The sequence below is a fragment of the Paracoccus sp. 22332 genome (assembly GCF_052045125.1).
In the GTDB taxonomy this organism is placed as follows: Bacteria; Pseudomonadota; Alphaproteobacteria; order Rhodobacterales; family Rhodobacteraceae; genus Paracoccus; species Paracoccus haematequi_A.
Map to the genome: position 1 here is coordinate 25,354 of NZ_JBQEOI010000028.1, position 12,748 is coordinate 38,101.

A 12,748-nucleotide genomic window follows, 5' to 3' on the forward strand; every position below is an offset into this window, starting at 1 on the left:
AAGATCAGATGAATATGCAAGCAAAGGTCGAGGGCATCGTCCGTGGTGGCGAAACCCTGAAACAGCACCGCGACCGGCTGATGGATGCCACCAAGCGCACCGGTCATTACGGCGGCATCAAGAAGATGGAACTGCGCGACAGCCAGCCCATCATGTATAACAAGCTGTTCTCGCGTCTTCGGGCCGGGGTCGTGGATGCCCGCGAAACCGCCAAGAAGATCGCGGCCAGCCCCATCGTCGAGCAGGAAGGCGAACTCTGCTTCACGCTTTACAACGCGGCAGGGGACGCGATCCTGACCTCGACCGGGATCATCATCCATGTCGGCACCATGGGTGCAGCGATCAAGTACATGATCGAGAACGACTGGGAATCGAACCCGGGCATCAATGACAAGGATATCTTCTGCAACAACGACAGCCTGATCGGCAACGTCCATACCTGCGACATCCACACGATCGTGCCGATCTTCCACGAGGGCAAGTTGATCGGCTGGGTCGGCGGCGTGACCCATGTGATCGACACCGGGTCGGTCGGGCCGGGCTCGATGTCCACGGGGCAGATCCAGCGTTTCGGTGACGGCTATCAGATCACCTGCCGCAAGATCGGCCAGAACGACACGCTGATGCGCGACTGGCTGCATGAAAGCCAGCGCTCTGTGCGCACCACGCGCTACTGGATGCTGGACGAGCGCACGCGCATCGCCGGCTGCCACATGATCCGTGATCTCGTCGAGCAGGTGATCGCCGATGAGGGGATCGAGAACTACTGGAAATTCGCCTATGAAGCGATCGAACACGGCCGCGTCGGCCTGCAGGCCCGCATCAAGGCGATGACCATTCCGGGCAAGTACCGGCAGGTCGGCTTCGTGGACGTGCCCTACGCCCATGACGATGTCCGTGTTCCCTCGGACTTCGCCAAGGTGGACACGATCATGCACACACCGTCCGAGATCACGATCCGGCCGGACGGCACATGGCGACTGGACTTCGAGGAGTCGTCCCGCTGGGGCTGGCATACCTACAACGCCCATGCGGTCAGCTTCACCTCCGGTATCTGGGTGATGATGACGCAATCGCTGATCCCGACCGAGATGATCAATGACGGCGCCGCCTATGGGACCGAGTTCCGGTTGCCCAAAGGCACCTGGATGAACCCCAACGATCGCCGCGTCGCCTTCAGCTACAGCTGGCACTTCCTCGTCAGTTCCTGGACGGCGCTGTGGCGGGGACTTTCCCGGTCCTATTTCGGCCGCGGCTACCTGGAGGAGGTGAACGCCGGCAACGCGAACACCTCGAACTGGCTGCAGGGCGGCGGGTTCAACCAGTTTGACGAGATCCACGCCGTCAACTCGTTCGAATGCGCGGCCAATGGCGTCGGCGCCTCCGCGATCAAGGACGGGATCAGCCATGCCGCCGCCATCTGGAACCCGGAAGGCGACATGGGCGACATGGAGATCTGGGAACTGGCCGAGCCGCTGGTCTACCTGGGCCGCCAGATCAAGGCCTCCTCGGGCGGCGCGGGCAAGTATCGCGGCGGCTGCGGCTTTGAATCGCTGCGCATGGTCTGGAACGCCAAGGACTGGACAATGTTCTTCATGGGCAACGGCCATATCTCCTCGGACTGGGGGCTGATGGGCGGCTATCCGGCGGCCTCGGGCTATCGCTTCGAGGCGCATGACACCGGCCTGAAGGAGATCATCGCCAACGGCGGCCCGATCCCCCATGGCGGCGACACCGACCCCGAGAACCCGACCTGGGACGCGATGTTGCCCGACGCGCTGATCAAGCGCGACAAGCAGGCCATCACCACCGAGGCGATGTTCAAGGACTATGACCTCTACCTGAACTACATGCGCGGCGGCCCCGGCTTCGGCGATCCGCTGGACCGCGAGGCGGAATCGGTCGCGCGGGACGTAAACGGCGGCTACCTGCTGGAACGCTTCGCCGCCAGCGTCTACGGGGTGAAGCTGGCGCGCGGCAAGGACGGCCAGTTCGCGGTTGACGAGGCCGGCACCGAGGCCCTGCGCGCGACGATCCGCAAGGAGCGGCTGGAAAAGGCCGTCCCTACACGGGAATGGATGAAGGGCGAGCGTCAGCGCATCCTAGACAAGGACGCGGGCGTCCATGTCCAGCAGATGTTCGCGGCGTCCTTCAAGCTGGGGCCGAAGTTCGAGGAAAGCTTCCGCAAGTTCTGGGACCTGCCCGGGGATTGGGCGCTGATGGAGGCGGACCTGCCGATCCCGTCCTACGGGCGCGAATATTCCATGGACATCAGCGAGCTGCCGGACGTGAAGACCGTCCAGTTCGTCGACGAATGAGCCTTCCGGGCACCGGCCGGCCCGGTGCCCCCCACCCAACAGGAGACGCGAAATGGCCTACACGAAAGCCAAGATCAAGGACCTGGTCGACGGCAAGATCGACCGCGACACGCTGCACACGATGCTCTCGACCCCCAAGGACAAGGAGCGGTTCGAGATCTACCTGGACATCCTGCAGGAGCAGGTGCCGTGGGACGACAAGATCATCCTGCCGCTGGGACCGAAGCTGTATATCGTGCAGCGCGCCTCGGACAGGAAATGGGTCGTCAAGTCCCATGCCGGTCACGAGTTCTGCGACTGGCGCGAGAACTGGAAGCTGCATGCGGTCATGCGCGTGCGCGAGACGCCCCAGGAGATGGAGGAGCTTTACCCCCGCCTGATGGCCCCCTCGACCGACTGGCAGGTGATCCGCGAATACTACTGCCCTAAATCCGGCGACCTTCTCGATGTCGAGGCGCCGACCCCCTGGTATCCGGTGATCCACGACTTCGAACCCGACATCGATGCCTTCTACACGGAATGGCTGGGCCTGCCCGTTCCCGAGCGCGCCTGAGATCGGTCCGACAAGCTGGAACGCCGTTCGCGGCGTTCCGGCCTTTTCCAAGAGAACGCGGCGAGATGCACGGGGCGGTGCGCCAAATTTGCACCGAACCGCTGCTAAGGGTGACCTGAGGCAAATGCTTGATGCAGAGCAAATCGAGTATTTCCGTGAAGCTTTTCCGGAGACATCGAGGACGCGTGGGGCCGAGACAGCGCGGGAATTTTCTCCGTGCTGCCGCCTGATTGCGCAGTGCGGAGATATCGATGCTCCAAGTGTGAATGCACCGAAACCGGCGCTGTTGCACGAAGTGTCTGAAGGCCGGAGGTCCCCTTTCCCTGCCTGATGTCAGCCGACGGGCTGTGTCACGGGGATACCGAGCGCCGTGAAACGATTGAGGATCCCCTATCGTTCAGCACGTTGCTCATGTGAATTCCGAAAAACGTCCGTTTTCTGGAAGATCATGGAACCTGTCCGAAAATCATCACAACAATGGGTAAATGGACAACTTGATTTCTGGACGGCTTTGCGGACAAATGGAGTGTGTCGGATGCCCCGGCGCACAGTTTTCCGCCGGAGACCCATGTCCCTCATTGGCTACGCCCGCGTCTCAACCGCCGAACAGGATCTCGCCCTTCAGCTCGACGCTCTCCATGCTGCCGGAGCAACCCGCACTTTCGAGGATCGCGGAGTATCAGGCGCCAGGACCGAGCGCCCCGGGCTCAACGCGGCTCTATCGTTCCTGCGGGAGGGCGACATTCTCGTGGTCTGGAAACTCGACCGCCTCGGCCGGTCTATGACGCATCTGCTTCAGACCGTCGCGGACCTGGAAGATCGCGGCGTGGGGTTCCGGTCGCTGACCGAGAACATCGACACCATGACCCCCACCGGGCGGCTCGTCTTCCACATTTTCGGCGCCCTTGGTCAGTTCGAGCGCGATCTGATCCGTGAACGGACGAACGCAGGGCTCACGGCGGCAGCAGCAAGGGGGCGAAAGGGGGGCCGGCCGATGGCCGCCACGCCGGAAAGGGTCGCACGTGCCCGCCATCTAATTGCGACCGGCCTCACCGTCCGCGAGGCCGCCGCACGCGTGAAAGTCGGCAAGTCCGCTTTGTACGCTGCCCTGAGAAATGGCGAACCGAAAAACGATACAAACCGATAGCTTGGGCACCTGCGCGTGGAAGCGGTCATCCAAAGAGCAAGGCGCAACGACTGGGATGCTGGACGAAGCGGACGTTCGCTGCGCCTGCCAAATGAATATGTCAGCATTGGCAATCCACACACTTAATGCGGCATCCCGTTTGCCTTGGCAGCGCTGATAATGCGGTGCCTTGACCCAGCCCCGACGCTCTACTCGGTTTTTTTCTATACAGTTCAGTCACTTGATCAATGCCACGGACTGCCGGAACTGCGGGTTGCCGGCGCTCTGCAGCCATTCAAAGACCACCATCTCGGTCGTGACGATCTCGGCGCCGTGGCGCTCCATACGGCGCAGAGCAGTCTCCTTATTCTCGGGATGGCGCGAGCCGAGCGCGTCGCGCACCACCCAGGTCTTCCGTGAGGCCGCGAGCAAGCCCAGCACCGTCTGTAGAGCACAGACATGTGCCTCGCATCCGAGGACGACGACATGGGCGTCTGCGGGGATGCGAGCGAGAAAGCCCTCCTCGCGGCAGGCATCGAAGAACTGCTTGTGAACCAGTCGATCCTGCGGGACCATCAGATCGTCGACCGTCGGGCCGAGACCCTTGGCGTTCTGTTCGGTGAAGAGGCACGGGATGCCCATCAGCGCTGCAGCGTCGGTCAGCCGCCGCGCATTGCGGACCGCCAGCTCGCCCTCATGGATCGCAGGCATCAGGCGCACTTGGAAGTCGATGACGAGAAGTAGGGAGCGTGCGGGATCAATGGTCATCATGGTCCTGTCCTTCCACAAGCCGCTCGACGCGCTCATCGACGTAAGCCTCCATCAACTCGGGCGCCGAGGCTCCGAACATGCGGATGCGGCCGGTATGGAGCAGCAGCAGAAGCCCCGTCGCATGGGCGAAGCAATCCACCATCAGCAGATTGGCGCGCTCCGCTGAGGCACCAAGTGCCAAAGCGGCCTCGGCAATTGGCCGCAGGGCGGCTTCGAGCGCTGCGTTCAGCCGCTCGTCACGCTCGCGTCCCAGTCCTGCCGGCTTCATGCCGCCGCGAAACAGGTAGAAGCCCAGGTCCAGATCCCGCGGGTTCTCGGCATAGAACCGGAAGAAGGCCATGGCAGCGGCCTTTAGGTGCTGCTGCGGAGTCTTCGTCCCGGCGACGCTTCCCTCGACCGCAGCACCCAGGGACACTAGCGAGCCATGCAGCACCTCGGCATACATCGCCTCCTTGGAGTCGAAGTGAAAATAGAGCGCAGCGGGCGTGTATCCGGCCCTGACCGCGATGGCCCGCAGGCTCGCCCCGTCCAGCCCCTCTTCGGCAAAGACCTGGCGCGCGGCTTCGAGGATCAACGCGCGCTTGTGTTCGCTAACCGCTGTCCGCCGGGTTTGACGCTCCGCCACCATGCCCTCCTATCATCCTTGACAGATATTCTAACACTGTTCATTAATCTAACAGCGTTCGATATTTTAAACAATCCGGAGGGAATCATCATGCTGATGTCAGCTGCCGACTACCGGGACTCGCTCCGGGCCTACAAACCCCGCGTCTTCGTCAGCGGTCAGGCCGTTGAAAGCGTCGCCGATGAGCCGCTGCTGGCGCCCGGCATTGCCGGTGTGGGTGTCACCTACGACTTCGCCCTGCAGGAACAGCACGCGCGCATCATGACGGCCCGGCAGGGCACCTCCGGCAAGACCGTCAACCGGATGCTGCACATCAACGAGACCTCGCAGGACCTGCTCGACAAGCTTGAGGCCGTGCGGCTGGTCTGCAGGACTTCCGGCTGCGCGCAGCGCTACCTCACGCATGATGCGCTGAACGGACTCTGGCAGGCAACGCTCCTGATCGATGCCAACCATGGCACCGACTACGGCCAGCGGTTCCTGGCCTATCTTCACGACATTCAGGACCGCGACCTGACGCTAGGGGTCGCGATGACTGACGCCAAGGGCGACCGGTCCCTGCGTCCGGGCAAGCAGGTGAACCCGGATGTCTATGTCCACATCACGGAGCGCCGGAAGGACGGCATCGTCATCCGGGGCACCAAGGCCATCGTGACAGGCGCGCCCTACATGCACGAGTTCCTCGTCATGCCATGTCGCACGCACATGCCGGAGGACAGCGCCTTTGCCGTCTGCTGCGCCGTTCCCTGTGACGCGCCGGGCGTGACGATCATCTCGCGGCCGGCGGGCCAGCCAGGCAACGCGGCGGCGAAGTTCTCGGCGAAATACGGCCAGGCCGTGGCGATGGTGGTCTTCGATGACGTCTTCGTGCCCCATGACCGCGTGTTTCTCGCGGGCGAGACCGAGGAGGGCGGCTTCCTGACGACCTCCTATGCAACCCATCACCGCCATTCCTGCATTGGTGCGAGAGCGGGCTTCGGCGATCTGCTGATCGGGGCCGGGGCGCTGATGATCGAGGCCAACGGACTCGACGCGGACCGTCACGGGCATATCCGCGATCAGATGGTGGAACTGATCACCATTACCGAAAGCTTCTATGCCTGCGGGGTGGCGTCTTCGGTCTATTGCACCAAGGATGCGGCCGGGTCGGTCATGCCGGATGCGGTGTTTTCCAACATTGGCAAGCTGCTGCTGGCCACGAAGATCTACGACATGCACCGCGTCGCCCATTATGTTTCGGGGGGGCTGATCGTCGCGCTGCCAGGACCGGACGAGGACCACAACCCCGAGACCGCCGCCTCGATCGCCGCGGTGATGGGTGGACGCGCCGACATCCCCTTCGAGCAGCGCGTAGAGGTTGCCCGTTTTATCGAGGATCTGACGGTTTCGCACGAGGGAGGCTGGTATTCGGTGATCTCGCTCCATGGCGGCGGCTCGCCCGAGGCAATGAAACGCGAGATCTGGCGCAACTATCCGGTGATGGAGAAGGTGGAACTGGTCGAGAGCCTGCTCGACCGTGGCCTCCTCAACGACGGGCGGCGTGTGAGCAAGCAGCCGGGCAGATGCTGCACAATAGGATGCGAAACGCCTGAACTGACACCGCCTTCAGGGACGGCCGCCTCTTCCTTGGCAATGGAAAGGTCTGTCTGATCTCTGGTGAGATTGGTCCCAGGCAATGATGAATGCACGATGAGGACGCCGTCGTGCGGCGCGCAACCAAGTATGAACGGGCAGCTTAGGGCTCCTCGCATCGATCCTGCCACCTTACCTGATCGGGGGCTTTCAGTTGCGGCTTTAAGCAAGGTCGCTGACAAATAGCGCCAGCAGAACCGTACCATTTAGCGTAGAAATCCACAGCCGAACCAGCCAGTTCCGAGTAAATCTACTCGGTAAGAAAAACTAAGGCAGATTATCTTTCTTCATGACGACTTTCCTTACCAAACTTGGTCCTCGACCATGAAGATCGGCTACGCGCGGGTCTCCACCATCGAGCAGAACCTGGATCTCCAGAGGGATGCTCTCTTGGCGGCGGGTTGCGAGAGGGTCATTGCCGACACGGCCTCCGGGGCGGAGGCTTCCCGGCCCGGTCTCGAAAAGGTCAAAGAGCAACTGCGTGCCGGTGACACCCTGGTCGTCTGGCGGCTTGACCGTCTCGGTCGGTCACTACGCGACCTCATCGGCTGGATGACTTGGCTTGAAGAGCAGAAGGTCGGATTGCTGAGCCTGCAGGAGTCGATCGACACCAACACCCCTTCCGGCAAGCTCACCTTTCACCTGTTCGGCGCTTTGGCAGAGTTTGAACGCAACCTGATCCGAGAGCGCACCCAGGCTGGCCTGACGGCGGCGCGTGCCCGCGGCCGCAAGGGCGGGCGTCCCCAGGTGCTCGACAAGGACAAGCGCGACCTCGCGGTGCGGCTCTATCGTATGCGCCGTCTCTGACCCATTGATTTTGCGCATTCCTGGCTTGGGTGGTCTCTGCCACCTGTCCGTCGAAGCAGACGGAGAGGCGATATGGCAGGCAGTGTGGAAGGTTTTGTTGGTCAGTGCGAGGTTGTTGAGCCTCGGCGCGGAAACCGGCGGTGGCCAGACGAGGTAAAGGCTCGGATCGTGGCAGAGAGCCTCGCTCCTGGGGCACGGGTGGTTGATGTCGCGGCAAGGCATGATCTTGTCCCGCACCAGCTTTCGGATTGGCGGCGCCGGGCTCGCAAGGGGCTTCTTGCGCTTCCGGCTGATCTGCTGGAGGGGCTGTCGCTGCCGTCCAAGGTTCTTGGCGATCCGGTCTTTGTTCCCTTGGCCATTGCGGCCGAACCGACGAGATCGGCGAAGCTGCCGGAGAGAGCCGAGATCTTGTCTGGTGTCATGAGCGTCGAGATCGGTGACGATGTGGTGCTGCGTGTGCCGAGCGAAGTTCCCGTCGAGCGGGCCGCGGCCCTGATCCGTGCCTTGCGCGGTGCAACATGATCGTCGCGGGACAGAGATTGCCGATCCTGATCGCGACGAAGCCGGTGGATTTCCGCTGCGGGCATAACGCTTTGGCGCTGATGGAGCAGACGGAGCTGAAGCTGGATCCGTATTCGGGTGTGACGGTGGTGTTCCGCTCGAAGCGCGGTGACAGGCTGAAGATCCTGGTATGGGACGGCACTGGCATGGTGCTGATCTACAAGGTTCTGGAAGTTTCAAAGTTCTGCTGGCCCCGGGTTCAGGACGGGGTGATGCAGCTGTCACGAGCGCAATATGAGGCCCTGTTCGAAGGCGCGGCGTGGCTTGGGATGAGCACGCCGAAAGTGCTTCCGCCGACTGCGGCAGGGTGACTCAGCAGGCGGCTTTGGCATTGTTTTGATAGGCTTTCTGCACCGGATCGGGTAAGAAGGCGCATGTCGCAATCCTTCGATCTCAGTCTGTTTCCGAACTTGCCGCCCGAGGTGGTGAAGGCCTTTGGGGCCGTCCAGTTCGAGCTCTCCGTGGAGCGTGCGGCGCGTCAGCATGAGCAGGCGGTGGTGGCGGAGAAAGACGCTTTCATCACCGAGTTGAAAGCGCTGATCGAGCGGCTGGAAGGCCAGGTTCAGGACTACCGGCGCACGAAGTTCGGGCCGAAGTCGGAGAAGCTGGACCCGGCGCAACTGGAACTGGCACTGGAAGATCTGGAAACGGCCATCGCCGAGACGCAGGCCCGGATCGCCGCTGTCGAGGACAGGATCGCGGCCAGTGAGCCTGACCCCGAGAAGAAAACGCCCCGGGCGCCTCGCAAGGCGCGGGCCCTGCCTGAAGGCCTGCCGCGCGCCCTGCGCGTGATCGAACCCGACAGCATCGCCTGTCCCTGCGGCTGCGGCGACATGGTCCGGATCGGCGAGGACCGGACCGAGCGGCTGGATTACATCCCGGCGCGCTATCAGGTCATTGTCACGGTGCGCCCCCGATACGCTTGTCCCAAGGGACGTGCGGGCGTGGTGCAGGCCAAGGCCCCGGCGCATCTGCTGGAGGGCAGCTGGCCCACCGAGGCGCTTCTGGCGCAGATTGCCGTCTCCAAGCATTCCGAGCACATGCCGCTGAACCGGCAGGCCATGGTGATGGCTCGTCACGGCGTGCCGATCGACCGCTCGGTGCTCGCCGATTGGATGGGTCGCACGGGCGCGCTGATCGCTCCTGTGGTCGAGCATATGGCCAAACGCCTGATGACAGACAGCACCCGGCTTTATGTCGACGAGACCACCGCCCCGGTGCTCGATCCGGGGCGCGGCAAGACGAAAACCGGCTATCTCTGGGCGGTGCTGCGCGATGATCGTGGCTGGAACGGCCCTGCGCCGCCGGGAGTGGTGTTCCACTACCGGCCGGGGCGGAACGGCGAATATGCGCCGAGATCCTTGAGGGCTTCAACGGCACGATCCAGGTCGATGCTTATGGCGGCTATTCCCATCTGGCCACGCCGAAACGCACAGGCGGCAAGCCACTGCGTCTGGCCTTCTGTTGGGCGCATGGACGGCGCAAGCTGATCAAGGCCAAGCCCAAGAAGGGCTCGCCCATCGTCGATGAGGCGCTGCTGCGCATTGCGGCCCTTTACAAGATCGAGGACAGCATCCGCGGCGCCGATCCCGATGAGCGCCGGGCGGTTCGCCAGGACCTGTCCCGTCCCTTGGTGGATGCCTTCTTCGCCTGGCTGTCAGCCCAGGCCGCGCGCGTCTCGCGCAAGTCCGACCTCGGCGTGGCGATGACCTACATGCTGAAGCGTCAGGACGGCTTTCGGCTGTTTCTTGACGATGGCCGCGTCGACATGGACTCCAACCTGGTGGAAAATGCCATCCGCAGCCCGGCCATGAATCGCCGAAATGCACTTTTTGCCGGTCATGATGAGGGTGGCAGGAGTTGGGCCTGCTTCGCCTGTTGAACGGCTTGCAATAAGGACCCCGCTTCTGGGGTGATCGGCGTCCAAAAGGGACCCCACCGACCGGGGGTTGGGTCCATTGTGCCTTCGATGATTATCGGAGGCCGAGCACGGGATGCTGATCGTGGAGACAATCGCAAAGATCAGGCGGCTGCATTTTGCTGAGGGCAAGGGGATCAAGACGATCTGCCGTGACCTGAAGCTGTCGAAGAAGGTGGTGCGGAAGGTGATCCGCACCGGGATTACCGAGTTCACCTATACCCGGACGGTGCAGCCGCGCCCGAAGCTGGGTGCCTGGCTGGGGGAGCTCAACCGACTGCTGGAGGTCAACGCCGCGCGGGCCAGCCGGGAACGTCAATCCCTGACACAGCTCTACGAAGAGCTGAGCGGTCTCGGCTATGAAGGCGGTTATGATGCGGTGCGTCGCTACGCCTCGAACTGGGCGCGCAATCAGAGTTCGGGCGCATCTTCTGCTTTCGTGCCCCTGAGCTTTGCGCCCGGCGAAGCCTATCAGTTCGATTGGAGCCACGAGGTTGTGGTCATTGCTGGGGCGACGACCACCATCAAAGTGGCCCATGTTCGCTTGTGTCACAGCCGGATGTTCTTCGTGCGGGCCTATCCGCGCGAGACACAGGAGATGGTGTTCGATGCCCACGACAGGGCCTTCGCCTTCTTCAAGGGCACCTGCACCCGCGGGATCTACGACAACATGAAGACGGCGGTGGAGACCATCTTCACCGGCAAGGAACGTCTCTACAATCGCCGGTTCCTGCAGATGGCCAGCCATTATCTGGTCGAACCCGTTGCCTGCACCCCTGCTGCGGGTTGGGAGAAAGGCCAGGTGGAGAGCCAGGTCGGTACGGTCCGCCAGCGGTTCTTCTCGCCCCGCGTCCGGGTCAAAAGCTACGAGGAACTGAATGCCTGGCTGCTGGACAAGTGCATCGCATCGGCCAGAAGCAGCAAGCATCCGGAGCTGACGGACAAAACCGTCTGGCAGGTCTTCCAGGAAGAGCGCCCACACCTTGTTCCTTATGCCGGGCGCTTCGACGGATTCCATTCGCTGCCTGCGGCGGTGTCGAAGACCTGTCTCGTGCGCTTCGACAATAACAAATACTCGGTTGCGGCAACGGCTGTCGGGCGGCAGGTCGAGATCAGGGCCTATGCTGAGCGGATCGAGATCCGGCAGGAGGGCCGACTGGTAGGAGACCACCCGCGTCACTTCGGCCGGGACCGGACGGTCTACAATCCCTGGCATTATGTGCCTGTTTTGCTTCGCAAACCCGGAGCGCTGCGTAACGGCGCACCGTTCAAGGACTGGGTTCTTCCCGGAGCGCTCGAACAGATCCGCCGTAAGCTGCAGGGTTCCTCTGATGGCGACCGCCAGATGGTGAAGATCCTCGGCGCGGTGCTGACGGAAGGGATGCCTGCGGTACAAAAGGCATGCGCCGAAGCCCTTTCGCAGGGCGTTCACTCCGCCGATGTGATCCTCAATATCCTGTCTCGCAGGCGCGATCCGGAACCGCCGCCTCTCCTGCTGACCTCTCCGGCCTTGCGCCTGACCTATGAACCGGTGGCGGACTGCGCCCGTTATGACCTGCTGCGGAGGGTCAGCTGATGGATCGTGCTGACATCATGGCCGCAATGGGCGAGTTGAAGCTCTACGGGATGCGCGCCGCTTATGATGAACTCATGGCGGTGGCTGTGCGCCGCCAGCATGAACCCCGCCAGATCGTTGGAGATCTTCTGGCCGCCGAGATCAACGAGAAGAAAGCGCGGTCGGTCAAATACCAGATCACCACCGCCAAGCTGCCCTATGCCCGGGAGATCGAGGAGTTCACCTTCGATGACACCCCGATCAACGAGACCTTGGTGCGTGATCTGGCCAGCGGGGAGTTCCTCAGCCAACAGCGCAATGTCGTGCTGGTTGGCGGAACGGGGACCGGCAAGACCCATATCTCCGTGGCGATCGCGCGTGCGGTCATCCGCAATGGTGCCCGGGGCAGGTTCTTTAATGTCGTCGACCTGGTGAACAGGCTGGAGGCCGAGGCCCGTGCTGGACGGGCGGGCCGGCTTGCAGAACATCTGATGCGGCTCGACTTCGTCATCCTCGATGAACTCGGATACCTCCCATTCGCGCAGTCCGGCGGCCAGTTGCTGTTCCATCTGGTCAGCAAGCTCTACGAGCAGACTTCCGTCATCGTCACCACCAACCTCGCATTCGGCGAGTGGCCGACCGTCTTCGGGGACGCGAAGATGACCACCGCGCTGCTCGATCGCCTCACCCACCACTGCGATATAGTCGAGACCGGCAACGACAGCTGGCGCATCAAAACCCGAGCCTGAACCCCCTCCGAAACGCAGGCCCGCGTCGGCTGCGCCAGCTGGAAAGCTACGCCGCCACGGGCCTGCTCAACCGCGCGCCAAAGGGGTCACTTTTGGGCGCCGATCGGGGGGGCCGTTTGGATGCCGATTGACA

General features: G+C 62.7%; 11 protein-coding genes and 1 pseudogene. 10 read left to right on the top strand and 2 right to left on the bottom strand.

Annotated features, from left to right (window positions below; all coding sequences use genetic code 11):
• Positions 1 to 8 precede the first annotated feature (8 nt).
• From ACTJI6_RS18350 to ACTJI6_RS18360, 3 genes are all read left to right on the top strand, one after another.
• On the top strand, positions 9 to 2,318 hold the full coding sequence (locus ACTJI6_RS18350) for a hydantoinase B/oxoprolinase family protein (RefSeq protein WP_440802750.1): 2,310 nt from the start codon (positions 9 to 11) through the stop codon (positions 2,316 to 2,318).
• A 52-nt stretch (positions 2,319 to 2,370) separates the two neighbouring features.
• The gene (locus ACTJI6_RS18355) at positions 2,371 to 2,871 is read left to right on the top strand and encodes an acetone carboxylase subunit gamma (protein WP_126156376.1); all 501 of its coding nucleotides are present in this window, start codon (positions 2,371 to 2,373) and stop codon (positions 2,869 to 2,871) included.
• Positions 2,872 to 3,439: 568 nt separating this feature from the next.
• A complete protein-coding gene (locus ACTJI6_RS18360) occupies positions 3,440 to 4,018 on the top strand; it encodes a recombinase family protein (RefSeq protein WP_440802753.1) in 579 nt (192 codons plus the stop codon).
• A gap of 216 nt (positions 4,019 to 4,234) precedes the next feature.
• Here the strand turns inward: ACTJI6_RS18360 and ACTJI6_RS18365 are convergent, their stop codons facing one another.
• The gene (locus tag ACTJI6_RS18365; RefSeq protein ID WP_265502609.1) at positions 4,235 to 4,768 is read right to left on the bottom strand and encodes an isochorismatase family protein; all 534 of its coding nucleotides are present in this window, start codon (positions 4,766 to 4,768) and stop codon (positions 4,235 to 4,237) included.
• On the bottom strand, positions 4,755 to 5,396 hold the full coding sequence (locus tag ACTJI6_RS18370; RefSeq protein ID WP_440802755.1) for a TetR family transcriptional regulator: 642 nt from the start codon (positions 5,394 to 5,396) through the stop codon (positions 4,755 to 4,757). The genes ACTJI6_RS18365 and ACTJI6_RS18370 overlap by 14 nt, the downstream gene beginning before the upstream one ends.
• Positions 5,397 to 5,483: 87 nt before the next feature.
• Here ACTJI6_RS18370 and ACTJI6_RS18375 point away from each other — a divergent pair, with 87 nt between their 5' ends.
• The 7 genes and pseudogenes from ACTJI6_RS18375 (at position 5,484) to istB (ending at position 12,615) form a co-directional block, all read left to right on the top strand.
• Entirely contained in the window at positions 5,484 to 7,043 is a 1,560-nt protein-coding gene (locus ACTJI6_RS18375) for a 4-hydroxyphenylacetate 3-hydroxylase family protein (protein WP_440802757.1), read from the top strand.
• A gap of 306 nt (positions 7,044 to 7,349) precedes the next feature.
• Complete coding sequence (locus ACTJI6_RS18380) at positions 7,350 to 7,832, top strand: recombinase family protein (RefSeq protein WP_440802758.1); 483 nt, start codon at positions 7,350 to 7,352, stop codon at positions 7,830 to 7,832.
• 72 nt (positions 7,833 to 7,904) lie between these two features.
• The gene (gene tnpA, locus ACTJI6_RS18385) at positions 7,905 to 8,354 is read left to right on the top strand and encodes an IS66-like element accessory protein TnpA (RefSeq protein WP_440802761.1); all 450 of its coding nucleotides are present in this window, start codon (positions 7,905 to 7,907) and stop codon (positions 8,352 to 8,354) included.
• 17 nt (positions 8,355 to 8,371) lie between these two features.
• Positions 8,372 to 8,704 (top strand): IS66 family insertion sequence element accessory protein TnpB, encoded by a 333-nt coding sequence (gene tnpB, locus ACTJI6_RS18390; protein WP_440802763.1) that lies wholly within the window; start codon positions 8,372 to 8,374, stop codon positions 8,702 to 8,704.
• A 63-nt stretch (positions 8,705 to 8,767) separates the two neighbouring features.
• Positions 8,768 to 10,269: pseudogene (gene tnpC / locus ACTJI6_RS18395) on the top strand (IS66 family transposase); the annotation flags it as partial.
• A 118-nt stretch (positions 10,270 to 10,387) separates the two neighbouring features.
• The gene (istA, locus tag ACTJI6_RS18400) at positions 10,388 to 11,887 is read left to right on the top strand and encodes an IS21 family transposase (RefSeq protein ID WP_440802766.1); all 1,500 of its coding nucleotides are present in this window, start codon (positions 10,388 to 10,390) and stop codon (positions 11,885 to 11,887) included.
• The gene (gene istB, locus ACTJI6_RS18405; protein ID WP_028714057.1) at positions 11,887 to 12,615 is read left to right on the top strand and encodes an IS21-like element helper ATPase IstB; all 729 of its coding nucleotides are present in this window, start codon (positions 11,887 to 11,889) and stop codon (positions 12,613 to 12,615) included. The genes istA and istB overlap by 1 nt, the downstream gene beginning before the upstream one ends.
• The last annotated feature ends 133 nt before the right edge of the window (positions 12,616 to 12,748 follow it).